This window comes from Candidatus Neomarinimicrobiota bacterium (genome assembly GCA_022567655.1).
In the GTDB taxonomy this organism is placed as follows: Bacteria; Fidelibacterota; SORT01; order SORT01; family SORT01; genus JADFGO01.
Map to the genome: position 1 here is coordinate 1 of JADFGO010000024.1, position 23,799 is coordinate 23,799.

General features: G+C 45.4%; 27 protein-coding genes. 23 read left to right on the top strand and 4 right to left on the bottom strand.

Annotated elements, in window-relative coordinates:
- Positions 1 to 1,310 (top strand): sigma 54-interacting transcriptional regulator (locus tag IID12_04040; protein ID MCH8288260.1); only part of this gene is annotated, 1,310 nt, incomplete at its 5' end.
- A 25-nt stretch (positions 1,311 to 1,335) separates the two neighbouring features.
- Here the strand turns inward: IID12_04040 and IID12_04045 are convergent.
- From IID12_04045 to IID12_04055, 3 genes are read right to left on the bottom strand one after another with little or no spacing between them, the layout of a single operon-like run.
- Positions 1,336 to 1,929 (bottom strand): zf-HC2 domain-containing protein, encoded by a 594-nt coding sequence (locus IID12_04045; protein ID MCH8288261.1) that lies wholly within the window; start codon positions 1,927 to 1,929, stop codon positions 1,336 to 1,338.
- Entirely contained in the window at positions 1,929 to 2,129 is a 201-nt protein-coding gene (locus tag IID12_04050; protein MCH8288262.1) for an RNA polymerase sigma factor, read from the bottom strand. The genes IID12_04045 and IID12_04050 overlap by 1 nt, the downstream gene beginning before the upstream one ends.
- Positions 2,130 to 2,168: 39 nt before the next feature.
- A complete protein-coding gene (locus IID12_04055; GenBank protein ID MCH8288263.1) occupies positions 2,169 to 2,513 on the bottom strand; it encodes a sigma-70 family RNA polymerase sigma factor in 345 nt (114 codons plus the stop codon).
- Between the two features lie 150 nt (positions 2,514 to 2,663).
- On the opposite strand from IID12_04055, the gene IID12_04060 reads away from it, so the two are divergent.
- Positions 2,664 to 3,005: a hypothetical protein gene (locus tag IID12_04060; GenBank protein MCH8288264.1), complete on the top strand. Its 342-nt coding sequence runs from the start codon at positions 2,664 to 2,666 to the stop codon at positions 3,003 to 3,005.
- Between the two features lie 99 nt (positions 3,006 to 3,104).
- Here the strand turns inward: IID12_04060 and IID12_04065 are convergent, their stop codons facing one another.
- Positions 3,105 to 3,761: a thioredoxin family protein gene (locus IID12_04065; protein MCH8288265.1), complete on the bottom strand. Its 657-nt coding sequence runs from the start codon at positions 3,759 to 3,761 to the stop codon at positions 3,105 to 3,107.
- Between the two features lie 70 nt (positions 3,762 to 3,831).
- Between IID12_04065 and IID12_04070 the strand changes: the two genes are divergently transcribed.
- The 21 genes from IID12_04070 to IID12_04170 form a co-directional block, all read left to right on the top strand.
- The gene (locus IID12_04070) at positions 3,832 to 4,890 is read left to right on the top strand and encodes an ABC transporter substrate-binding protein (protein ID MCH8288266.1); all 1,059 of its coding nucleotides are present in this window, start codon (positions 3,832 to 3,834) and stop codon (positions 4,888 to 4,890) included.
- A gap of 202 nt (positions 4,891 to 5,092) precedes the next feature.
- On the top strand, positions 5,093 to 7,501 hold the full coding sequence (gene lon / locus IID12_04075) for an endopeptidase La (protein MCH8288267.1): 2,409 nt from the start codon (positions 5,093 to 5,095) through the stop codon (positions 7,499 to 7,501).
- Positions 7,502 to 7,854: 353 nt separating this feature from the next.
- Entirely contained in the window at positions 7,855 to 8,607 is a 753-nt protein-coding gene (locus tag IID12_04080; protein ID MCH8288268.1) for a YebC/PmpR family DNA-binding transcriptional regulator, read from the top strand.
- Complete coding sequence (gene ruvC / locus IID12_04085) at positions 8,600 to 9,097, top strand: crossover junction endodeoxyribonuclease RuvC (protein MCH8288269.1); 498 nt, start codon at positions 8,600 to 8,602, stop codon at positions 9,095 to 9,097. The genes IID12_04080 and ruvC overlap by 8 nt, the downstream gene beginning before the upstream one ends.
- Complete coding sequence (ruvA, locus tag IID12_04090; protein MCH8288270.1) at positions 9,094 to 9,699, top strand: Holliday junction branch migration protein RuvA; 606 nt, start codon at positions 9,094 to 9,096, stop codon at positions 9,697 to 9,699. Before ruvC ends, ruvA begins: the two co-directional genes overlap by 4 nt.
- A 10-nt stretch (positions 9,700 to 9,709) precedes the next feature.
- A complete protein-coding gene (locus tag IID12_04095) occupies positions 9,710 to 10,864 on the top strand; it encodes a pyridoxal phosphate-dependent aminotransferase (protein ID MCH8288271.1) in 1,155 nt (384 codons plus the stop codon).
- An 11-nt stretch (positions 10,865 to 10,875) separates the two neighbouring features.
- Positions 10,876 to 11,955 (top strand): glycine cleavage system aminomethyltransferase GcvT, encoded by a 1,080-nt coding sequence (gene gcvT, locus IID12_04100; protein ID MCH8288272.1) that lies wholly within the window; start codon positions 10,876 to 10,878, stop codon positions 11,953 to 11,955.
- Between the two features lie 458 nt (positions 11,956 to 12,413).
- The gene (locus IID12_04105) at positions 12,414 to 14,342 is read left to right on the top strand and encodes a DNA translocase FtsK (protein ID MCH8288273.1); all 1,929 of its coding nucleotides are present in this window, start codon (positions 12,414 to 12,416) and stop codon (positions 14,340 to 14,342) included.
- On the top strand, positions 14,339 to 14,989 hold the full coding sequence (locus IID12_04110) for an outer membrane lipoprotein carrier protein LolA (protein ID MCH8288274.1): 651 nt from the start codon (positions 14,339 to 14,341) through the stop codon (positions 14,987 to 14,989). The genes IID12_04105 and IID12_04110 overlap by 4 nt, the downstream gene beginning before the upstream one ends.
- Before the next feature lie 15 nt (positions 14,990 to 15,004).
- A complete protein-coding gene (locus tag IID12_04115) occupies positions 15,005 to 16,018 on the top strand; it encodes a flippase-like domain-containing protein (GenBank protein MCH8288275.1) in 1,014 nt (337 codons plus the stop codon).
- A 78-nt stretch (positions 16,019 to 16,096) separates the two neighbouring features.
- Positions 16,097 to 16,471 carry a dihydroneopterin aldolase gene (folB, locus tag IID12_04120; GenBank protein ID MCH8288276.1) on the top strand — a complete coding sequence of 125 codons (375 nt, stop codon included), beginning with the start codon at positions 16,097 to 16,099 and terminating at the stop codon, positions 16,469 to 16,471.
- A gap of 6 nt (positions 16,472 to 16,477) precedes the next feature.
- Positions 16,478 to 17,002: a 2-amino-4-hydroxy-6-hydroxymethyldihydropteridine diphosphokinase gene (gene folK, locus IID12_04125; GenBank protein ID MCH8288277.1), complete on the top strand. Its 525-nt coding sequence runs from the start codon at positions 16,478 to 16,480 to the stop codon at positions 17,000 to 17,002.
- On the top strand, positions 16,999 to 17,637 hold the full coding sequence (locus tag IID12_04130; protein ID MCH8288278.1) for a deoxynucleoside kinase: 639 nt from the start codon (positions 16,999 to 17,001) through the stop codon (positions 17,635 to 17,637). Before folK ends, IID12_04130 begins: the two co-directional genes overlap by 4 nt.
- Positions 17,637 to 17,813 carry a hypothetical protein gene (locus IID12_04135; protein ID MCH8288279.1) on the top strand — a complete coding sequence of 59 codons (177 nt, stop codon included), beginning with the start codon at positions 17,637 to 17,639 and terminating at the stop codon, positions 17,811 to 17,813. The genes IID12_04130 and IID12_04135 overlap by 1 nt, the downstream gene beginning before the upstream one ends.
- Before the next feature lie 28 nt (positions 17,814 to 17,841).
- Positions 17,842 to 18,558: a mechanosensitive ion channel gene (locus tag IID12_04140; protein ID MCH8288280.1), complete on the top strand. Its 717-nt coding sequence runs from the start codon at positions 17,842 to 17,844 to the stop codon at positions 18,556 to 18,558.
- A gap of 86 nt (positions 18,559 to 18,644) precedes the next feature.
- On the top strand, positions 18,645 to 18,932 hold the full coding sequence (locus IID12_04145; protein MCH8288281.1) for a hypothetical protein: 288 nt from the start codon (positions 18,645 to 18,647) through the stop codon (positions 18,930 to 18,932).
- 61 nt (positions 18,933 to 18,993) lie between these two features.
- Positions 18,994 to 19,419 (top strand): ATP-binding protein, encoded by a 426-nt coding sequence (locus IID12_04150; GenBank protein MCH8288282.1) that lies wholly within the window; start codon positions 18,994 to 18,996, stop codon positions 19,417 to 19,419.
- A gap of 2 nt (positions 19,420 to 19,421) precedes the next feature.
- Positions 19,422 to 20,045 (top strand): hypothetical protein, encoded by a 624-nt coding sequence (locus IID12_04155; GenBank protein MCH8288283.1) that lies wholly within the window; start codon positions 19,422 to 19,424, stop codon positions 20,043 to 20,045.
- Between the two features lie 10 nt (positions 20,046 to 20,055).
- Entirely contained in the window at positions 20,056 to 20,808 is a 753-nt protein-coding gene (locus tag IID12_04160; GenBank protein MCH8288284.1) for a 16S rRNA (uracil(1498)-N(3))-methyltransferase, read from the top strand.
- Positions 20,805 to 21,161, top strand: a complete 357-nt coding sequence (locus IID12_04165) for a histidine triad nucleotide-binding protein (protein MCH8288285.1) — start codon at positions 20,805 to 20,807, stop codon at positions 21,159 to 21,161. The genes IID12_04160 and IID12_04165 overlap by 4 nt, the downstream gene beginning before the upstream one ends.
- 8 nt (positions 21,162 to 21,169) lie before the next feature.
- The coding region (locus IID12_04170) for an AAA family ATPase (GenBank protein ID MCH8288286.1) at positions 21,170 to 23,799 on the top strand (2,630 nt) is incomplete at its 3' end.

Sequence of the window (23,799 nt, forward strand, 5' to 3'; positions counted from 1 at the left end):
TAAGTAAAGTAAGTCTGAAAGAACTTTATAATAAAGGAATCGACATATTGATCATAGGAGATGGAAAAGCCGGTTCGGTAGATCTGGGAGGGGATAATATTGCAAACGAACTCTCAACAAGGGAATCACCATTTCTAATTCTTGATTTCGGGGAAAGCCCTGTGTCGATACCGTCTCAGAATGAGATTTCGACTCTGTACTATACTCACTCCGCTTCGTATGAGGAGGTGATATCGCGAAATATCCGGATGCGCAAGGAGTCTGTTAAAGAGGTCGAAAAACTCATCGAACCGGAACTGAAAAAATTCATTGAGTGGACAGGATCAGACAAATGGGACGTTTCAAAAAGCATAGTTGCGAGGTCGCGGTCGATGCAGGAGGTTTTTGAACTTATAGATAAAGTGGCGCCGACGAATGCGACAGTCTTGATTACAGGCGAAACGGGAACGGGCAAAGAGCTGGTAGCCAAAGCGATTCACCGCTCGAGTCCGCGCGGTGGGATGCCGTTTATTGCGGTGAACTGCGGAGCCATACCGGAAAACTTGCTTGAAAGCACACTCTTCGGTTATCTGAAGGGCTCATTTACCGGCGCCGTGGATGACCGAAAAGGTATGTTTCAAGCAGCGGACGGAGGGGTGATCTTTCTCGACGAAATCGGCGAGCTTCCCTTGCCGCTCCAGGTAAAACTGCTCCGCGCACTTCAAGACAATGAAATTCAGCCTGTCGGGAGTGAGAAAGGAGTAATGGTCGATGTACGCGTGATAGCGGCTACGAATAAAAACCTTTTCGAAGAAGTCAACAAAGGTGAATTCCGTCAGGATCTCTATTACCGGCTAAACGTGGTTGAGATCAGGGTTCCGCCGCTGCGGGAACGTCCGGAGGATATATTAGTGCTTACAGAACACTTTCTCAGGGAACAGGTGGCTAAAAATAAAATATCCCCCCTGAGTATTTCCGGCGAAGCTACTGAAGCTCTGAAGCAATATGACTGGCCCGGAAATGTGCGAGAGCTTCAAAACGCCGTTGAGAGGTTGGCTGTTTTATCAAGCACAAACCATATCACAATGAAGGAACTGCCTCTGAGGATACTGCAATCGAAAAGCGATGACAAAACAGTGTCAAATAAGAGTTCCTTGACCCTCGAAGAAGTGGAAGAGAGGCATATTAGAAAGGAACTGAAAAGATATTCATACAATTATTCGGCTGTGGCGGATCTGCTCGGGATCGGCAGAACCACGTTGTGGAGGAAAATGAAGAAATACGGAATAAAAGAGGAAAGCAAGAGCGGGTCTGATGAAATTTCCTATTAATGCGTAAGTTAAGCCACACAAGTCCTTAGACGAGAAGATTTATACTGCTTCTCCTCTGACGCAGCCAATCCTGAAGCAATTCTATAACCTGATAAATCAGTATGCTTCCGACAAAGAACAACATCATCAGCATTGGAGAAGAGTCACCGGAGCCTCCCATTGGCATTCCCGTCAACCGCTTAATAAAAGAAGCAGTGTGTTCGATAGAATCCGATAAGTATTTCTCCATAATTTGTCCGGTCAATGAAAGCGGTTTCGCGGCAGCCGTTTGTTCTGAATCAGTCTCTTTCCCGGAATCGTAAGATAGAGTCAAAACAACCGCAAAAAGAGTTAGGGCGGCGGCGAAAACGTGAGGTATCCTGAAAAAGGAACTGCTGTTTGACAATGCGGTTGATGGAGCAGGAAGACCGGCGATTTTGTTCATGACTACTGTGGTAAAACTATCGGAAGCTGTCCTGCCACCGGTATCAACGATCAGCCGGTTCAACCGGACAAGATCGTCATGTAACTTGTTGCATTTTAAACAGCTTTTAAGATGCGCTTCGACTGTTCGGGATCGGGAATTATCGATCTCCCTGTCGATGAAACCATTCAGTAGGTCTTCCGGAATATGCGTCATTAAATTAACTCCGATTTATCGTATCGGTCATTGATCAATTTTTTAAGAAGATTCCGACCTCTGTATAGATGTGATTTAACTGTTCCGATCGGAAGCCCGGTTACGGTTGAAATTTCCTCATATTTCAACTGACCCAGATGGTACATATTGAGTATAGAGCCGTATTTCGTCGGCAGCTCATCGATACACTCATTGACGATATTCGTTAGATCGCGGTTGTCGGCATATCTTAAAGGCGATTAGGTTTCGTCTGAAAAATTTTGTACGTTCTGTGTTTCTTCAATATCCCGGTCGCTGAAGAGTGTCCGGCTGCGATTTTCTTTTGCGAGAGCGTTCAATGACAAGTTGTAACAAATCCTGTACAGCCAGGTGCTGAACTTACTTTTGTGCCTGAAGGTTTTCAAAGACCTGTAAGCTCTTAAAAAGCTGTCCTGCGCCACTTCTTCCGCTAACTGTTCGTTCTTCAATATCCTCACCGTCATTGTGTACACAAAATCCTTATGCCTTTCGACAAGCAGGGAGAATGAGTCGTCATCTCCCGCAAGCGTCCGCGTGATCAATTCGTTATCAGACCGCTCAACCATAAAGGTTAACTCTTCCATCCAAGTTATGTGACAGGGTTAATGACCATAATGTTGCACTGAATAAAAAATATTACTCCGTAATTTCATTTTATGCAACAATTCCTGAGCAGACTCTGTCCAACAACTGAAAAGCGAAAAAAGGAGAAACTGATGAACGAAGAAATATTAATACCTATAACTCTGTTCTTAGCTGCGGCATTCGTAATATATTTTTACATGATGACGAGACACAGGGAAAGAATGCTGCTTTTAGAGAAAGACGTGAGCGTGGAAGACCTCAAGCAATTATTCGCCAGGCCGAAGAGTAATTATAACACGGCAAAATGGGCGTTAATATTTCTTTTCGGCGGATCCGGATTATTTTTCGGTATCTGGCTGAATGAGATGACGAGAGAGGACGGTTACGCTCCGGCAACGGTTTTAGTGTTCGTTGGATTGGGGCTTCTCGTCTGGCAGAGATTGTATGGCAATAAAGGGGAGGACGAATCTTAAAGTTTTGAATTAGGACCGTCTATCTTTTAAAAATTCTAATTCTATATAAAAAGGCGTCTTACAGCAAGACGCCTCTTTTGACTTATAATAATATGACTATTAACCGGTCATATCGGGATTCACAGCTGACATAGCCTGAGCGAGAAATACCGGTTCAGGCAGTGCTCCCGTTATTGCGGGTCGTTCATTTACGACGGTCATCGGCACTCCCCGGACGCCGTATTTCATGCTTAATTGAGGAAATTCCGTCGCTTCTACCATATCGGCGGTTACGATTTCACTTTCCATCGCAAACTGATGCGCGAGCCGCACCGCGGCCGGACAATGTGGTCATGTAGGCGTTACGTAAACCTGTAAGTGCATCGGGTCGGTGAGAGAGTGAAGTTGATCCTTAGTCTCCTGTGTGAGACCCGAATCACCCGAGGAAACCATTGATATGTCCTCGAGCAGACTCGAAAATTCATAACCGGACGGTATGCCGTAAAATCTTATACCGTAATCCTTTTCGCCCATAATGACCGTAGCCGGAATCTTATCAATGTTGAACTCCTTAACTTTTTCCTCGTCGGTGATAAAATTATAAACATCGAGAGATATCTTATCTGATAGCCCGGCTATTTCCTCTAAAAGGCTGCGCGTCTCCGAACAGTACATGCACTCAATAGTCTGGGTGAAGTTTATAATCTTAACATCGCTTTGAAGCTCGCTGAACCTCTCCCTGACAGCTTCTTTATCTGATTCTTTGAGTAATCCCATATGCCCTCATCCTTTGATTTTATGCCGGCTCGACTATATTAGTTCTATGAACCTTTTTTTTCAAGTAATTTTGGATATTCACTGTAAAAAATATTCCGCTCTGTCAAATAGACTACTCAAATCAATTCTGATACTTATGCTTTTGAGCGGATGCAGCAAAAAAGACAATTCAAACCTGCCTGACGAGATAAGGTTGGGTTTTATGCCCGATTTCACTCATGCACAGGCATTCGTCGGAGTGGAGAAAAAGCATTACGCTCTAAATTTGAAGGGTGTAAAGATCAGCCCGAAGGCATACTTAACGGGCGCTACAATAATGAGGGACATCATAGGAGCCGAACTGGATTTTGCGTTTGTCGATCCGGTATCAGCGATTGTCAGTTTTTCCCGCAGGAGCGATAATACCTTTAAAATTGTAGCGGGAGTCAGCAGCGGCGGCGTTCTTTTTGTCGCGCAGAGGAATATTCCTCCGGGTTTTATTTCGAAATTTCAGGGTAAATCAGTCGCGGTACCGGAAATAAACGGATCACAATATGTCTCCTTCAAGGATTTTTTGAGAGCAAAACTGCCCGGGAATTCGGATGGGATAGCCAGTATAAATATAACTCCTCTCGACAGAAATGAGTTAATGAATTCGTTCATCAGCGGGATTATTGTCGGGGCGTGGTACCCTGAACCATGGGCGTCGAAGTTAATTATGGAGGGAAAGGGTTATGCGTACGTAAACGAAAGTTCTCTATGGACCAAATCGATATTCGCATCGGCGGTTCTTATATGTCGATCTGACTTCATGCGCGAGTATCCTGATGCGGTAGATCGGTTTCTGAAAGCCCACGTAAGCACGACCATCTGGATAAGGAGTAATAAAAAGGAGACAATAGAAATTCTCTCTAAAGGAGTAACGGCGCTGACAGGAGAGAGCATCTCCAAACAAGCAGCAAATAAAGCTTACGGGAATTTTGTTCCCACATATGACCCTGTGAAACCCTCACTCTTGAAATATGCCGCTAAGGCAAACAAATTAGGGCTGATATCAGGAAAAAACATAGAGAGCATATTTGAGTTTTCACCGATAGACACAATTTTGAAGTACGAAAATTTACCGCCGATAAAAATGATAATTAATTGAACGGTGCGAACTGCAATAATTACAGGTAGTATGACATTATGACAGTCAAAGCCATAAACAAATCTTATTTGATATTTGCAGTATAAACTGTTATATTACATGATAGTAACAAAATATAAGGTATTGCCAGATGCGGACGATATTGGCATAATTGTTGCAAAAAGTATGGTAATGGCAAATTAAATAAATGAGAGATAAAGAAATGGAAGGCTTCGAAAACGAACATATTCCGGAAGTATTACCGATACTTCCTTTAAGAAATACCGTCCTGTTTCCACAACAGGTGATACCGATATCAATCGGCAGGGAGAAGTCCGTCAGTTTGATTTCAAAGGTCAGCGAGACGGATAAGTTGATAGGCGTTGTTGCTCAGCGAGACGGCTCTATCGAACATCCGGAATCGAAAGACCTTTACACGTGGGGCACTTTGGCGGCGGTGCTGAAAGTATTTGATATGCCTGATGGAAGTAAAAGCGCTATCATCCAGGGACTACAGCGAATTAAGTTGATCACATATCTTGAAGAGGAGCCGTATATCAAAGCGGCGGTGCAGCAAATTAACGATGAAGAAACGGATAACGACCTCGAAATAGAGGCGATGACGGTAAACGTAAAGGCGGTTTTTCAGGACATCGTCGAGATTGCTCCGTATCTCTCGATGGAACACACTTCTCTCCTCGCCAATTTAGACGAGCCGGGGAAATTAGTAGACCGCGCAATATCAGTACTTAACATCCGCACGTCCGAAAAACAGTCGATATTGGAAGAGGTGGGTCTGAGAAGGCGACTCGAACAGGCAAACATAGTATTGAATAAGGAACTTCAACGCCTTCAGTTGGGCGAGAAGATCCAGACCGAAGTACAGGGAGAGATAAATAAAACTCAGAGAGAATATTTTTTGAGGGAACAGCTGAAAGCCATCAAGCGTGAATTGGGTGAAGAAGACGAACTCGCAATGGAACAGAAAGAGCTCAGAGAAAGGATGGAAGAAGCCAATCTTTCAGAAGAAGCGCTCAAAGTGGCGGAAAAGGAACTCGACCGGTTAAGCCGGATTCCTCCGTCCTCTCCGGAATATACCGTATCACGCACTTACCTTGACTGGTTATTAGACCTCCCATGGGATGTTTCAACAGAAGACAACATGGATATTAAAGCGGCGCAAGCGGTGCTCGACGGCGATCATTACGGGCTTGAAAAGGTAAAGAAAAGAATCCTCGAATATCTGTCGGTTCGACAGCTTAAGGCTGACATGAAGGGACCTATACTCTGTTTTGTCGGACCTCCGGGAACGGGCAAAACTTCCGTTGGTAAATCGATAGCTGACGCAATAGGCAGGAAGTTTGTCAGAATGTCCCTGGGCGGCGTTCACGATGAGGCGGAGATAAGAGGACACCGCAGGACATATATCGGAGCGCTTCCGGGAAGAATTATTCAGGGGCTGAAAAAATCGGGATCGAACAATCCGATATTCATGCTTGACGAGATCGATAAGGTGGGTAAAGATTTTCGTGGTGATCCGTCTTCCGCATTGCTCGAAGTACTCGATCCGGAACAAAACGATACTTTTTCTGATCACTACTTAGAAGTGGAATTCGATCTCTCGAAGGTAATGTTCATCGCCACCGCGAATTTAGCGGACCCGATACCTCCCGCGCTGAAAGACAGAATGGAACTGATTGAATTTTCCGGATATATAGAGGAAGAGAAGGCACAAATCGCCAAGAAATTTCTAATCCCGAAGCAGCTGGAGGGACATGGGCTTACCGAAAAGGATCTGACATTTGAGGATTCAGGCTTGAAGGAGCTTATTCATTCGTATACGCGTGAATCGGGAGTCAGAAACCTCGAGAGAGAAATAGCGAACGTAGCCCGAGGCGTAGCCCGGGAGATCGTGGAAGGGAAAGGGAAAAAGAAAAAGAAGCGGCTGACAAAAGAGACTATATCAAATTATCTCGGCCCTGTAAGGTTCTTCTCCGAGATCGCAGAGAGAATAAAGAAACCTGGAATCGTAACAGGTCTTGCATATACCCCTGCGGGTGGAGATATACTATTCATTGAGGCGACCGCAATGCCGGGTAAGGGCAAACTCACTCTGACGGGTCAGCTCGGTGACGTAATGAAGGAGTCCGCCGAAGCTGCGCTTTCGTTTATACGCTCTCAAGGCGAGGAATTGGGTATTGACCCCAAGTTTATCGAATATACAGATCTGCATATTCACGTACCAGCAGGCGCAATCCCCAAGGACGGTCCTTCAGCAGGAGTTACAATGTTTTCGGCGATGGTATCGCTGCTGACCGGCAAAAGATTGAAATTGGACATTGCCATGACGGGTGAAATAACTCTCAGAGGTGCAGTTCTGCCGGTAGGCGGAATTAAGGAAAAAGTTATCGCCGCTCACCGTGCCGGAATCAAACAAATTATTCTGCCGGAAAAGAACAAAAAAGACCTTGAGGAGATACCGAAATCTACTCGCAGAGGACTGAAATTTCATTTCGTTTCAGAAATGAAAGAAGTGATCGACATAGCGCTGGTCAAGACTCCGGGAAGACGCTCAAACGCCGCATCGAATAAACTACACGGTGCGACTCATATTCAATCGGGAAGAGCCTGAGCACACACTTGGGAAGATTATTCCGGGCGGACTCTCGCTGACGCTCTTTTTAATTCCCTGAATAACATTCCAGGTTAAGCTGAAATCGGGCAGGTCACAGACCTGCCCCTACACTTATTCTTAATATGGAGTGCATCCGGCTGAGCCGGATGCAGCATCAACGCAGTTGATGCACTCCAAAGTCAATGAGCGGCCAGGGCCACCGCCGTTGGCGGGGCTTGCGTTGTTTCAGTGTCGGGAAAATCATCAGTACCTTTCTATTGCTTTCAAGAGGCATAAAATCTAAATTACGATGTTAATGACTTTAGCTCAAATTTGATCAGATTATGCTAAATTATTTTGGAGTTGTGTAGATGTCAGGTCATTCCAAATGGAATACCATAAAGAGAAAAAAGGGTGCGATAGATGCTAAGCGTGGAAAGACTTTTACAAAAGTCATCAAGGAGATAACGGTCGCAGCCCGTGAAGGGGGCGGAGACGAATCGTCAAATCCCCGTCTCAGAGCAGCAATAACCACAGCTAAAGGGGTCAATATGCCCTTGGCGAATATAGAGAAGGCGATCAAGAGGGGAACAGGAGAGCTGCCGGGTATTGTTTATGAGGAAGCGATTTACGAGGGTTATGGTCCGGGAGGCGCGGCATTGCTGATATCCGCTTTGACGGATAACAAAAACAGGACGGTTTCCGAACTCAGGCGCATATTGACCAAATCCGGTGGTTCCTTAGCCGGTCCTGGCAGCGTCGCATGGATATTCGAGGCTAAAGGACTGATTCTCATCAGTACAAAGAGTGTAAGCGAGGAAGATCTCTTCTCGGCGGCGGTGGAAGCAGGCGCTGATGATATAAGGACTGAAGGCAATATGTTTGAGGTAGTGACTACGCCTGAAAATTATGAGAATGTAAAAGCCTCCATCACCGGGTCAGGAATCGAAATGGATTCTACTGAATTGACTCAGGTGCCGGGTTCCTCCGTAAAAATTGAAGGCAACGATGCGCGAGTTCTGCTCCGACTCATGGAGGAGCTGGAAAATCATGACGATGTACAGGGCGTCTATTCAAATTTCGATATAGACGAAAGCATCATCGAGGAAATAGCCGCTGTCTGAGAAGAACCTACCAGTTACAATCATCGGGATCGACCCCGGATTAGCATCCGCGGGATTCGGCGTCATCAGAAGAGTGGGTAATAATCTCAGTTATGTCGATTCGGGCGAGATAGCCACCAATTCAAAAACTAATTTTGCCGAGCGTCTTCTGATCTTAAGCAACTGGCTTGAAGAGGTAGTTACGAGAACGCAACCCGAAGTGGGTGTCATAGAGGAAACGTTTTATGGAGAGAACGCCAAAACCGCGTTACAGATGGGACATGCCCGCGGCGCCCTGATGCTTACTCTCGCAAGAGCAAATGTCATGAGTGTCGAGTACTCTGTCCGTTCGATAAAACAATCTGTCGTAGGCAACGGCGGTGCGTCCAAGCAGCAGGTGGAATATATGGTAAAGAACTTATTGAATGTAAATGAGCTGCCGGGCGGACACGCATCCGACGCGCTTGCAGCTGCTATCTGCTATGCCAATCAGGGGGCACTGAATCTGTGATAAGTCATATCAGAGGTACTCTTGTCCAAAAACAACCTCTACTCGTCATAGTTGACGTCGGCGGACTCGGATATTCGATAAATATCCCGCTGAGCACTTTCGAAAAGCTTCCCGATAAGGATTCATCAGTGGAGCTGTTCACTCATTTGCACGTAAGAGAAGACGAAATGTCGCTATACGGATTTCAGACTGAAGACGAAAGAAAGATGTTCCGACTGCTGATCGGTATCTCCGGGATAGGGCCCAAAGTAGCTATCGGAATCCTTTCGGGTACGGGAATCCCGCAGTTGAGAAAAGCGGTGACCGAGGGGGACGTTGACAGGCTTACGACAATAAAGGGGATAGGCAAAAAGACCGCTCAGCGGTTGATAGTGGAATTGAGGGATAAGCTCGGCGCCCCGGAAGACGGTGATGAATGGCTGAGAAGCGAAGGCGAAGAACCGGAGGTGGAAGAAAATTTGCTTTCGGCTGCCTATGCCTTAGAGACCCTGGGCTACTCCTCCAAACAGGCTTTTGCCGCCGCGAAGAAATCTCTCAAAACTCTCGGCAATGATGCAGAGCCTGAGCAGTTAATAAAAGAAGCATTAGGTAAAGTTGGGTAGAGAAATTTATATGTATCTTGCAGACAGGACGAATAGACTTGGAACCGAAACGGCGTTTGAAGTGCTCGCCAGAGCGAGAGCTCTTGAGGCGCAGGGAAGATCGGTAATTCACCTGGAGATAGGCGAACCGGATTTTGATACTCCACGCCATATAATTGATGCTGCGCATAAGGCGCTTGATGACGGATGGACGCATTATGGACCCGCGAGCGGCGATATGGAGCTTAAAGAAGCAGTCGTGAAGGAAATTCTCTCCACGAGGAGAGTAGAGGTAGGCGTGGATAACATTGTAGTAACTCCGGGCGCTAAACCGATAATGTTCTTTGCGATCCTCGCGTGTATAGAGGAAGAAGATGAGGTCATCTATCCTAATCCGGGGTTTCCCATCTACGAGTCGATGATCAACTTCATCGGGGCAAAAGCGATACCGATAATGCTGCGCGAAGAGATGGACTTCAGTTTCGACGTAAACGAATTAAGCGATCTGATAAGCGACAAAACGCGGATGATAATCCTTAACTCCCCTCAGAATCCTACAGGGGGAGTGATACCGAAAGAAGACTTAGAAGCAATTGCTACGTTGGTCGCCGACAGAGATATAATCGTCTTGACCGATGAAGTTTATAGTCGAATGGTTTACGACGGTGAACACAACTCGATTCTTTCGTTGGACGGGATGAAGGAAAAAACGATTTTGATAGAAGGGTTTTCCAAGACTTACGCAATGACAGGCTGGCGGCTCGGATATGGAGTGATGCCGGAAAATATAGCCGATATGGTGACAAAATTTATGGTAAACTGTAACTCCTGCACCGCTTCGTTCACTCAACGGGCTGGAATTCAGGCTTTAAACGGTTCGCAGGAGGATTCGATAAATATGGTTGAAGCGTTTCGTAAAAGAAGAGAAGTCATCGTAAACGGTTTGAACGAAATTTCCGGAATCAGCTGCAAAATGCCGAAGGGCGCATTTTACGTATTTCCGAACATAAAAGAGACCGGACTATCATCTCAGGAGGCGGAGGATAAATTTCTCAACGAAGCGGGAGTCGCCTCTCTAAAAGGGACGTCGTTCGGAGCGAACGGCGAAGGATATGTGCGTCTTTCATACGCAAATTCGACCGAGAATATCAAAGAAGCGTTGAACAGGATAGCCGGTGTCCTTTGAGCGTAAGTGAAGTGAAGCGAACGGCATTATATGACGAGCATCTGAAAGCCGGCGCCAAAATCGTATCGTTCGCGGGCTACGAAATGCCCATTAAGTATTCGGGCATAGTGGATGAACATCAGGCGGTGAGGGAGAGCGTCGGTATCTTTGACATATCCCATATGGGAGAGTTTGAAGTGCGCGGTGACGGAGCGCTTGATTACCTGCAAAAAATGACCTTGAACGACGTCTCCAAATTAGAAGTGAACCAGGCTCAGTATTCAGGAATCTGCTACGAAGACGGCGGAATGATAGATGACCTTCTCGTATACAGGCTTGAAGATCATTACATGATCGTTGTGAATGCGGCAAATATCAAAACGGATCTTGACTGGTTTGAATCGCATAAACCGGAAGGTGTTGAACTCAGGAACGTTTCGGACGATACCTCCTTGATTGCGGTTCAGGGGAAAAATTCAAAAGAACTCATAAAAAGATTGAGCTCTGCCGATCTTGATAACATTACGTATTACACTTTCGTGGAAGACACGGTAGCTGAAAAAGCTGCGATAGTTTCAAGAACGGGATATACGGGTGAATTGGGTTTCGAGCTTTATCTCAAATCCGGGGATGCCTCTGCAGTCTGGAGGGCGCTCTTGTCGGCAGGGACCGAGTTCGGCATAAAGCCGGCAGGACTCGGCGCTCGTGACACACTCAGGCTTGAGATGTGCTATTGCCTGTACGGTAATGACATAGACAGTACGACGACTCCCTTAGAAGCGGGATTAGGCTGGATAACGAAGTTGAACAAAGGTGATTTTATCGGATCAGACATCCTCAGACAACAGAAGGAAGAGGGACTTAAGAAAAAGCTTATCTCCTTTGAAATGGATAAAAAAGCCATCCCGAGGCACGGATACGATTTGCTGTTCGATGGCGCTGCCGTTGGCAGTGTTACAAGCGGAACGTTTTCGCCGACGCTGCAAAAAGGAATCGGGTTAGGGTATATAGCAGCGGGTACTCATAAACCGGGAACGGAAATCAGAGTTGACATTAGGGGAAGAACGGAGTCAGCCCGGATAGTCAAACCCCCGTTCTATAAGCCCGAATAGTTAAGAATTTTATGGCTGATAAGAATAAGAGAGAAAGAAAAAAAGAAGTCGTGGGGTTATTGCTGATGGTTCTGGCGTTCCTCATGGGAGCCGCCATGGTGAGCTATGATATGACGGAGGAACCGGAAAATATCACTCAGCTGCGGACAAAAAACTTTCTGGGCATCGGCGGCGTTTTCATCTCCCATTATCTGATAAAGATGTTTCTCGGTCTCGGTTCGGCTGTGATCCCGGTGCTGCTCTTTTTATGGGGTTTTTGGACTTTTACAAACAGGAAATTCAAAGCGCTTGCAAAATTTTCGCTCTTCCTGTTTGTAGTAGCTATACTCGTCTCGACCGCACTCGCCTTGATAATTGGAAAGTCGTGGGCGCTGCCCGGCGCAGCGGGCGGGTTGTTCGCCGGATTCCTGACGACGTTTCTCGGTTTACTCGGAGCCTGGGTTTTCGTGGGTATAACAATGCTGCTAATCGTTACAGGATATTTCGGGATGAGTGTTTATGGATTGACGACCGCGGTAGGCAGCGCATTGAGCAACTTAATTTCTACTGCGGGCAAACTACGAAAGAGCAAAGATAAACGACGGAGCCAACGTCAGATTATTGAACCGGATATTGAGCCGGGAGATGAGAAGATCGCAGAAGAGAACTGGACTCCGCCTGAGGTAGTCACCCAAAAGGAGCTTGTTACCGAAGAATCGAAGGCGGAGGATCTACCTGAAGAGGGGGAGATGATTCAAGGCGTTGAGGACGAGAAAGAAACCGTTACAAAAGCGGATCGGACGGCTGACGAAGAGGATGATGAAAATCAGGATGAGATTCACAGAGCGGATTTCACGGTAAAAGAACAGATTGTCGAAAAAGAAGTTGATTATGATGCTGAACGGGCAGAGTATGCAAAACGGGAATATAATCTCCCCTCGGTGGAACTTTTAGACGTTGCCCCTCAACCGGTTGAGGATCAGATCTCCAAGGAAGAGATCATGAACAACGCCAGGCTATTGGAGAATACGCTCGAAAGTTTTGGCGTGAGCGCCAAGGTCGTTGAAGTTCATCCCGGTCCGGTCATAACAAGGTTCGAGTTGGAACCCGCCACCGGAGTAAAGGTGAGCAAAATCGTGACGCTTGCGGATGACATTGCTCTGGCACTTCGCGCCAAGAGAGTGAGAATTCTCGCTCCGATACCGGGAAAAGCCGCTGTCGGAGTGGAAATACCCAACAAGAACGCCCAGTTTGTATATTTGCGTTCGATCATAAATTCCGAGAAATTCGCCTCTATGAAATCACCGCTCACGATAGCGCTCGGAAAAACGGCGGCCGGCGAAATTATTTGCGTCGATCTTGCCACGATGCCGCATCTACTGATTGCAGGTTCCACAGGTTCGGGAAAGAGCGTATGTATCAACACAATTATCACGAGCTTTTTATATAAAGCGAGGCCCGATGAAGTCAAATTCATTATGGTAGATCCGAAAAAATTAGAACTCTCGACTTATAAACAGCTCAAAAATTATTATCTGATGCCGCTGCGGGATGTAAAGGAGCAAATTATCACTTCACCTCAACTCGCGGTCATAGCGCTTAAAAGCGCTGAGGTGGAGATGGAGCGGCGATACGATCTTCTCGTGAATGCTGGAGTCAGGAGCATCGCCGACTATAACAACAAGGCTGAAACATCCGATGAATTCTCCAAATTACCCTACGTCGTAGTGATAATCGATGAGCTGGCGGATTTGATGATAACCGCCGCAAAGGATATCGAGGAACCGATAGCGCGGTTGACGCAGATGGCACGTGCTGTCGGTATCCACCTGATTGTGGCTACTCAACGTCCGTCGGTGGACGTGCTTACGGGAGTGATCAAGGCAAACTTCCCGGCGCGGATGGCATTTCAAGTGGCCACTAAAGTTGACTCCCGTACGATCATTGATATGAACGGAGCAGAGAAACTCCTCGGCAATGGGGATATGCTTTACGTTCCACCCGCTGAACCGGAAGCAATAAGAGTGCATAATTCATTTGTTTCACTGCCGGAAATTGAGAGGGTCATGGAACATGTGAACTTGCAGCCGAAATACGAGGAAAAGCCTCTGCCGTCTATGAAGGAAGCTCCCTTATCTTCAGACAAAGAGGGATATCTCGAATATTACGGGAATGATGCTCTTTTGCCTGAAGCGATGCGTCTTGTTGTAACTCACCGGCAGGGTTCCGTATCATTATTACAAAGACGGTTAAGGGTGGGATATTCCAGAGCTGCGAGGCTCATAGATGAGCTTGAAAATGCCGGAGTCGTCGGTCCTTTTGAAGGTAGTAAGGCGCGGGAAGTACTTTGGGATGATGAGGATCTGAAGAAAAATCTTGAAAACAGCAATGAAGAGGATGATGAGTGATTTATAGCCCGAGATATTTATCAGCCTACTTAATATTTGCCGTTCTATTTATCCTCGGTTCGCCGTTGACCTCACAGGGTCAAACAGCGAAGAGCGTAATGGATAAGATGAGAGATACGCTGAAAAAGCAAAAGGAGATCTCTATCGCTTACGAGCAGTCCTATAAGTGGAAATCCTCGAATACAGGCAGTAAGACAACAGGCAGGCTGGACTTGAAAGATCTTAAGATGTTTCGACTTTTCACAGATGAACAAACGATAGTCAGCGACGGTGAAACGATCTGGTCATATTCCGCATTCACCGATCAAGTCATTATTGAACGGTTGAATAAATCCGGAGGCACAAGAATTCCCAGTGATTTTCTGTTCGATTATCCAAAGGACTATTACGCTAATCTCTCAGAAGAAAATAAGTTTGAAGGTGAGTACCTCATTGAACTAACTCCGAAAGATAAAAGTAGTTTCGTGACTGTAATAAGAATTTGGGTGGACGGCGATGACTATTTAACCCGTAAGATAGAGTACGTTGACATCAATAAAAACGTCACGTCATGGGAGATTACAGAGATAAACCTTGAACCCGAATTTGATAAGTCTCACTTCATTTTAAAACCGCCTCCCGGATCGAACGTCGTTGACCTTCGTTAGGTCACACTGATTTTTATGAGCAAGAGACAGTTACTCGGGATAGGCATAAGCATCGTCTTCGTCTATTTCGCATTTCGCGATATAAATTTCGAAGAATTTCTGTCAGCGATCAAGAAAGCGGAATATATCTGGATATTGCCTGCAATTGCCGCCATGGTAGCGAGCTTCTGGCTTAGAGGTTACAGATGGAAGTACATTCTTAATCCGGTTAAAGAAGTGAGTACAACAGAAGCGTTTTCGGCGACGATGATAGGATATATGGCTAATAACGTTCTGCCGTTCAGGATTGGCGACATTGTTCGGCTAATTGCCATCTGGAAAGATTCAGGTGTTTCTAAAGCCGCCGCTCTCGGTTCCGTTTTGATCGAGAGGATATTCGATCTGTTTATGGTCTTGGCGGTTTTCGGGCTGGCGTTGATCTCATATCCGAATCTTCCCGAATGGGCGGTTGTAACCGGATACTTCACTGTGGGTCTTTTTATCGCTCTTATTGCCTTCTCTATCTATTCGCGGAATAATATAGAATCTCTTGTGAAGCTGAACAACTTCATAGCGGGTAAGATATCAGATAGTGCGGCGGCTAAGAGTGAAGTCGTCATAAGATCGTTTTCAGACGGTTTAAAGGTAATTCATGACGTCAGGCAGTTGTTCTGGCTTGTATTTCTGTCGACAATATTATGGACGATCAACGTTCTCTGGGTTTGGTTTGCGATTGAAATATTCGATTTTAATCTTCCGTTCTCAGCGTCACTTCTCATTCTCGTATTTATTCTTTTTGCCGTTTCAATACCTTCCGCTCCCGGTTACGTAGGTACTTTTCATGGCTTTGTGATCGCGGGGTTCGTGTTTATGGGAATAGACGTTGATTTAGCCCGCGCATCCGCCGTTGTGATGCACGCCACGAACTATATTCCGGTAACTTTGATGGGGTTATATTTCCTTTTCAAAAGCAACATAACTCTGAAGTCAGCTTCAAAGGGTTCATCCTTCGTAGATGATATGAAAAACGAAGATGAAAAAGCCGCATAGATCGTTGTGGTTTCACGTTTTATATTGAATGTTCAAGGGGTTGAAGTTACCTTATTTCGATAGACTATAATATGCATTATGGATAGAATTACGCTAAATAACATGGTATTTTTCGGCTATCACGGCGCGCTCGAAGAGGAACAGGAAATCGGCGGAAGGTACGAGGTCGATATAGATCTTATCGGTGATTTCAGCAAGCCGTCAAAATCAGATAAGTTGTCGGATGCCATTGATTACCAAATGGTATATGATCTGGTAAGAGAAAAGGTTGAGCGTTCCAAATACCATCTTATAGAGCGGCTAGCCGATGAGGTTGCCGAGGAAGTGTTGGGTAGGTTCGAGTTAATCAAGGTAAAAGTGAGACTCAGGAAGAGGAACGTTCCCATCGGAGGTGTAATAGATTTTGTGGAAGTTGAATTGTCAAGAGATGCTATTAATAAAGAGCTTGAATAACCTGAGTTGAGCGAGACTGCATACATAGGATTAGGTTCAAATCTCGGCGACAGAATAAATAATCTCCGAATCGCGGTAGATTCGATTTCAAAGGAGAACAAAATCAGGGTGGTCAAAGAGTCCGGAATTTATGAATCGGAACCGATGTATCTTCAGGAACAGCCGTACTTTCTCAACATGGCGTTGGAAATTGAAACCGGGTATTCGCCCTCAGAATTATTGAAATCCCTCCTTGTGGTTGAGAGAAATATCGGGCGAGTTCGCGGAACGAAGAACGGACCACGCGTAATTGACATAGATATCTTGTATTACAACTCAAAATTGATCGATACAAAAACTCTCCGAATCCCGCATCCGCTTCTATATGAACGACTATTTGTTCTCCTTCCGCTCGCAGAGTTAGCCGGCGATTTTGTTTGTCCCTTAAAGGGCAAAACGGTTAAAGCCTTGCTGCAATCTACCGGAGATAAGTCTCACATATCACCGTATGATATTGAATCTGAGCGGGTTGACGCTACGGTGGCAGAGTGAGAAATCTATATTATATTGCGGTAGAGGGCGTGATAGGTGTCGGAAAAACAAGCCTTTGTACTATAATCGGAGAATACTTTACGGCAAAAGTGGTTTATGAGAAGTTTGAAGAAAATCCGTTCTTGGAGGATTTTTACAAGGACAGGGAAAGGTTTGCGTTTCAAACCCAGTTGTATTTTTTATTGAGCCGGTACAGGCAGCATCAGGAGATGATGCAGGTAGATTTGTTTCATAAGCTTCTCGTATCTGATTATATGTTCGTAAAGGATAAGATTTTTGCGAATATCAACCTTTCGGATAAAGAGTTGTCGCTTTATAACTCGGTCGTTACACTTCTTGAAAAGGATATCCCGAATCCGGATATTGTCGTTTATCTTCAGTCCTCGACCGAGAGGCTCATGGAGAACATCCGGGATAGGGGAAGACATTACGAGGAGTTGATCACGGAAGATTACATACAGGAGTTGAACGACGCTTATAACGATTTTTTCCTCCGTTACGAGAGCAGCCCACTATTGATAGTCAATTCAACGGACATTGATTTTGTGAATGTTGAAAGCGATAGGGAAAGCCTTTTAGAGAAGATCAGGCAACCGTTTTCCGGGACGAGATATTATAATCCCAAGGGAATGTAATGATCAAACTGATCATATTCGTTCTGATTGTATGGTTTTTTATTAAATTGATCAAGGGATGGACTATCAGATTCCGCAAAACTTCTATACACACCCGCATGGGCAAGAAAGAAGACGGGGGGTTGAAATATGACAGCGGCGATGTGGAAGATGCCGAGTTCAAGGACCTGGAATGATAAACATAATCAAGCATAGGAAAATGATTTGAAAGAGATGATAAATACTCTGTTGAGCGAAGAACTGATCATAAGGTACATCGGAGTCGCATTAAAGATACTGCTTATAGGGTTTCTAGCATTTCTTATAGCCGGATTCATTAATAGAAGACTGAACTCGCGTTTAAGAGGTCTGAAATTATCTCACGAAGAGGGAAAAACGCTTGAAAAGAGCCTCACAATAATTCCCATTCTCCAAAACCTGATTAAAATATCTGTGTGGAGCCTTGCGGGGGTTTTGATATTAGGTGAATTGGGGATTAACACAGCCGCCCTGGTTGCCGGGATAGGTATGTTCGCTATTGCGATCGGTTTTGCAGCACAATCGATAATTAAGGATTTGATCGCCGGGTTTTTACTTATTCTCGAGAATCTGATCTCTGTCGGGGACTTGATCAACGTAGGGGGCATTAAGGGTACGGTAGAAAACGTCGGCATCAGATATACTCAGGTCAGATTGTTTTCAGGAGAGCTGAGAAATATCCCGAACAGCGAGCTGTCGAACTTTGGTAATTTGAACAAGGGTTTTATGAGGGTGATAGTAAATGTCGGACTGGCTTATGAACAGGATTTTGAAAAGGCGCTACAGGTAATGGGAGAAGTCGCTTCACTATGGGCAAGAGAGAATCACGATATCATAATTGAGCACCCTACGGTCCAGGCGATCACCGAATTCGGCGCCAGCGAACTTACGCAAGGATCATAGCCAAGGTTAAACCGGGAAAACAAGGCGAAGCAGAAAGAGAGATACGCAAACTTCTCAAACAACGCTTCGACCTGCGAAATGTGGACATGCCGTTTGCGAGAAATGTTTTATATATTCATTCCGAGGAATCACCAAATTTAGAGATAGATACAAATGAACTGGATATTCTTCCCGAGCCGGGGTCAGAAGAAGAATTAAATGACCCGTCGCTTAAAAATATGGTAATGCAGAGAGAAACAAAAAAGATGGTGGGAGCGATGGGCAAATTAAACAATCTGCTCGAAAATCTTACTTCTCGCGACGAAAGTGGGGAGACGGATGAAGAAAAAGGTAACGATACGGAAGATGACGCCGATAAAGAGGAAGAAGAATAAAATGGTTGTATTTACAATGATAACGCTATATATTGTGTAGTTGAGGTGTGAGGAGGTTGATGTGGTAGTTATTTCTTCCAAACACCTTGAGATTCGGAGCAAAATTTCCGAACTGTCGGAAGTGGCTGCTCTAACCGAAAGCATAGGCGAAGAAGCGGGTTTTTCAAGCGATGAGATCGACGATATTACGATTTCTGTAACAGAAGCCGTCAACAACGCGATTAAGCATGGCAATAAAGAAAACGAATCTTTAAAAGTAGATATATCGTATACAGTAGATGAAGATAAAATCAGCGTGGAAGTAAAAGATCAGGGTGGCGGATTTGAGATGGACGGAGTGAAAGATCCGAGGATAGGCGAAAACCTGCTCAGGGACGACGGAAGAGGTATACTGATTATGAAAACACTTATGGACGAAGTTAATGTAACTTCCGGTGAGGACGGAACGGTTGTTCAGCTGATAAAATTCATAGAAACAGAAAATTGATAATGAAGAGTTCCTTAATATTCAGAATATTGATAGTTATGTTAATATCGCTACTATTCGCTCCGGAAGCGTTCGCCGGAAAGCTGAAAAATGAGAGGGGATTTGGGATCGTGCTCACCAATAAAGGGGTAGGCGCAGGATATTCCTATAATTGGAAAAGGAATCCATACACCGTGTTTACATCGGAATTTGAGATCATATCGATTAAGGGTAGAGGCGAGTTTGCGTTCCAAGTTATAGATCAATTCGGAAGGGTAGTAAATATTAAGATCGGAGATAGAAATTTGCTGCTTTTCCCTGTTTTCTTCGGATACAGACGTCATCTATGGGTGGATCAACTGGTGAGTAATATGAGACCGTATGTTCAACTTTCCGGGGGTCCTGTAGTGGCGTTTGATTTGACGGAGGGACCGAATGTGGGTTTCACCGAACAGTTTAGAGACGGGAAAGCTTATTACACTATGGGAATCCGATTTAGCGGTGGCGCTTTGATCCAAACGAGTAAGAAAAATTTTATCAACTTGAATATAAGTTACAGTATCATTGATTTTGGTATAGACCTTGATGGAAGACGACCACTTGGAGAATTCGCATTTAGAGCTGAATTTGGCAGTTGGCTCAGATGACTGAAAAATAATGCCGCAAACAAAAAACCGTGATTTTTTTTACGTAGATTCCTCCCACGTAACTAACGGTGTCCTTAAATTGACCGGAGGAGAAGCTCATCATATTCAAAATGTTTTCCGCAAGAAAAAGGGTGATATCATCTGGGCTGTTAACGGCAAAGGAACAGCCTACGAAACAAACATTGTAGATTTCGGGGACGATGCCGTAACGTGTACAATTGCCAAGACTTTTCCGGAGTATAATGAGCCTGAAATAAAATTGAAGCTTGGCTTGGGAATACTGAAATCCTCTCATGTGGAGGAAGTGTTGAACAGCTGCATACAGCTCGGATTAACGGAACTTGTTCCTTTGAACAGCTCCCGTTCGGAGAAAAAATCGCTTAACCGGGCAAGACTCGAAAAGATTGCGATTGCTGCGATGAAACAGTGTGGAAGGAGCAGGTTGACCAAAATCAGCGATCCGACCGGGTTAACCCAATTCGTCTCTGATTCATCGGGAGATGATTTGAAGTTAATCGGCGTCATGGACCGCCGGCTCCCTTCATTAAACACCTTGCTAAACGGATTAAACGGCGTGTTGGTAAAAAATGTATCCGTACTGATCGGACCGGAAGGCGATTTCACCGAGGATGAGATAGAAACAGCGCTTAACAGCGGATTCAAGGCGGTGTCGTTAGGAATCAGACGATTACGCTCGGAAACGGCGTCAACCGTGATTGTGTCTCAAGTTATGGCGCACTATGATGGAAGAACCGCGGAATGACCGATAGTGAATCCGGTTGTCTCTTCTGCAAAATAGTTTCGGAGGAGATTCCGGCTGACGTATTGTATAAAGATGAGACGGTTGTCGCGTTCAGGGACGTTAACCCTCAAGCTCCGACTCATATACTTATAATTCCGAGGCAGCACATTGCTTACGCAGCTGATATGAATGAAACGCATTCTGATCTTCTATATAATATGTTTGATACGGCTAATAGCTTAGCCTCCAAGGAAGGGATCGACGCGGAAGGTTACCGCCTCGTTATAAACAACGGAAGAGGCGCAGGGCAGAGTGTCTTCCATCTCCATTTGCACCTCCTCGGAGGACGACCGATGCACTGGCCTCCGGGTTAAAATATCATATGTATCTTTCTAAATTAGAAATATTCGGATTCAAATCTTTTGCGCAAAGAACAGAGATCCCGCTTGAGCCGGGAATAACGAGTATCGTCGGGCCGAACGGCTGCGGGAAGACGAATATTGTCGACGCTATCAGGTGGGTGCTTGGTGAGCAGCGTGTCTCCGTACTCCGGACGGAGAAAATGCAGGACGTTATCTTTAACGGCTCCAACGGAAGGAAACCGCTCGGGTTTGCCGAAGTCTCCCTCACACTGCACAACAACAAGGGAATTTTACCGACTGAATATACGGATGTGGTTATTACGCGGAGACTCTACCGCGACGGGGAGTCGGACTATTTGTTGAACAACAATCCAGTCCGGCTGAAAGATATTAACGATCTGTTCATGGACACCGGTATGGGTCCGGACGCTTACTCGGTGATAGAGCTCAAGATGGTAGACAGCCTCCTGTCGGAAGACCCGGTGGAGCGGAGAAAAATGTTTGAGGAAGCCGCCGGTATCACAAAGTATAAACACCAGAGGAAAACTACTCTGAGAAAATTAGATGCGACTAAAACCGACCTTCTCAGGGTGTTTGACATCATAAGCGAAGTGGAAAAGAACGTGCGTTCGCTGAAATATCAGCTGGGTAAGTTCAAAAGGTATAAACGAGAGAAAGATGCCTTTGTGGAAGGGGATATAAGGCTTGCCCGGTTCCAGTATCATGAAATTTTGAAGAAAGTTGAACCGCTTACCGGCAGACTGCAAAAGGAAAAACTGCAAAGGGACGATGCGGCGAGTCAGATAGAAATGGACGAAGCTCTCCATGAAAGGCTCGAAAACAATCTTGACGCGCTCGATCAGGAAATCAAGGAATGCGAGACAGATATAGAAAACCAGACCCGGCAGCATATCGAAGTCAAGGAAAGGCAGATTATAGCCAGACAAACGATATCTTCTGAAAAGAAAGCGATTGAGAATGCCAATGTCAGAATTCAGTCAGCCGAAGAGAGATTAAACGCTCTCGAGGAACAGGAGAAACTCTTCAAATCTCAGGTTATGGAAGCAGAATCAAATTTGCATGGAAGAAAAGAGAAGTATGAAGATATGAAATCAGCGCTTAACGCGGCCGATGAACTTCTGAAAAAGCAGCAAACCGAATTGCGCGATCTGGAGCATGAACGAGCGGAATATATCGATAAGATCGGACAACTAAGCGGTGAGAAGCAGATGCTCGTCGCCAGGATCGACGCTATCGATAAGAACAGCGACTCAAGAAACCGGGAAAAGGAGGAGCTTGAGTTGTTGCTCGAGACGTCTATGAACAGTTTAAGGGACTCTAATAGAAAAAGAAAAGGCTATATCACCGAAAGGACTCTTAACGACGAAAAACTGTCTGCGGCTTCAGAAGTAGCTGACGAATTAAAGGAAGCGATTGCCGCATTAGAAGCAAATCTGGCTGAGTTCTCTTCCCGAAGAGGGTTATTAGCTTCAAGGATAACCGTGTTGGACGAGCTCATCGAAGCCCGCGGCGGGCATTCAAGCGGTGTGTTGAACCTGTTTGAACGCGGAAAAGAGCTGAACGGTGTTCTCGGCACTGTAACCGATCTTATTGACGTAATATCCGAACACAGGATCGCGGTTGAACAGGCGCTCGGCTATGCAGCGGATTTCGTGGTAATGGATACGCTTGAGCATGCAAGAACAGCTGCCGAATGGGTCTCGAAGGAGCAGAAAGGTTCCGTGACATTCATCGCACTCAAGTCTTTGAAGTCGGTTGAGATCAAAAACTTTCCCGGAAACGGTTATATACCTGCGGGGGAAGTCGTTAAATCGAATTATGCAAATCTTGTTGAAAATTTGTTCTCCGACTTGCTGATAATAGAGAAACTTAACGGCGAAACAGATTATCCCGCTGGTTTCAGGGTCGTTGATACAAAAGGATTCTTGTACGACGGCGCTGCTATGATAAAATCAGGAGGTCATTCATCTGCCGATTCAGCCAGGGTAGGAAGGAAAGAACTTCGAGATGAGTTATCGGTCAAGCTGGAGGATTTGGAAAAGAGGATCTTAAATTCAGAAGCTGAACTAAAAACGCGCTTGTCATTTCTTGAGACAGAAAAGGGCAAGATCGATTCACTGTTATTGAGGGAAAGAGAAATTCTCTCGGGTGACGCCGGACTTGCCGGGTCAATAAAGGGGATTGATTCTGAGATCAAGAGGGTGAACGAAAGACTGAAGCAGATGGAAGATGATGGATCCGACGAAGAGAACATCAAAAAAATGAGAGATTCGATAACCAACAAACAAAACGGGATAGATTTGCTCGAAGAACGCCAATCGGGATTTCTCAAGAGATATGAAGAAGTGATGGCAGAGGTGGAGCAGGCATCTGACGCAAAAGACAACGCATCCAGGGATCATCAGGAAGCTACAATATCTTTTGTGGCTGATGAAAGGAATCTTGAGGCGCTGAATTTCAGATTATCCGGGATTGAAGAAACCCGGAACGAAACAAAATCCCGTATTAAAGATTCGATGGAAGAGATAGCTCGTTCAGGTCGTCATATAGAATCCCTGCAAAAGGAAGATGAAGAATCAAGCGGGAAGATCAGCGAATTGGAGCAGGAAAGGGAGAGCCTCTTAAGCAA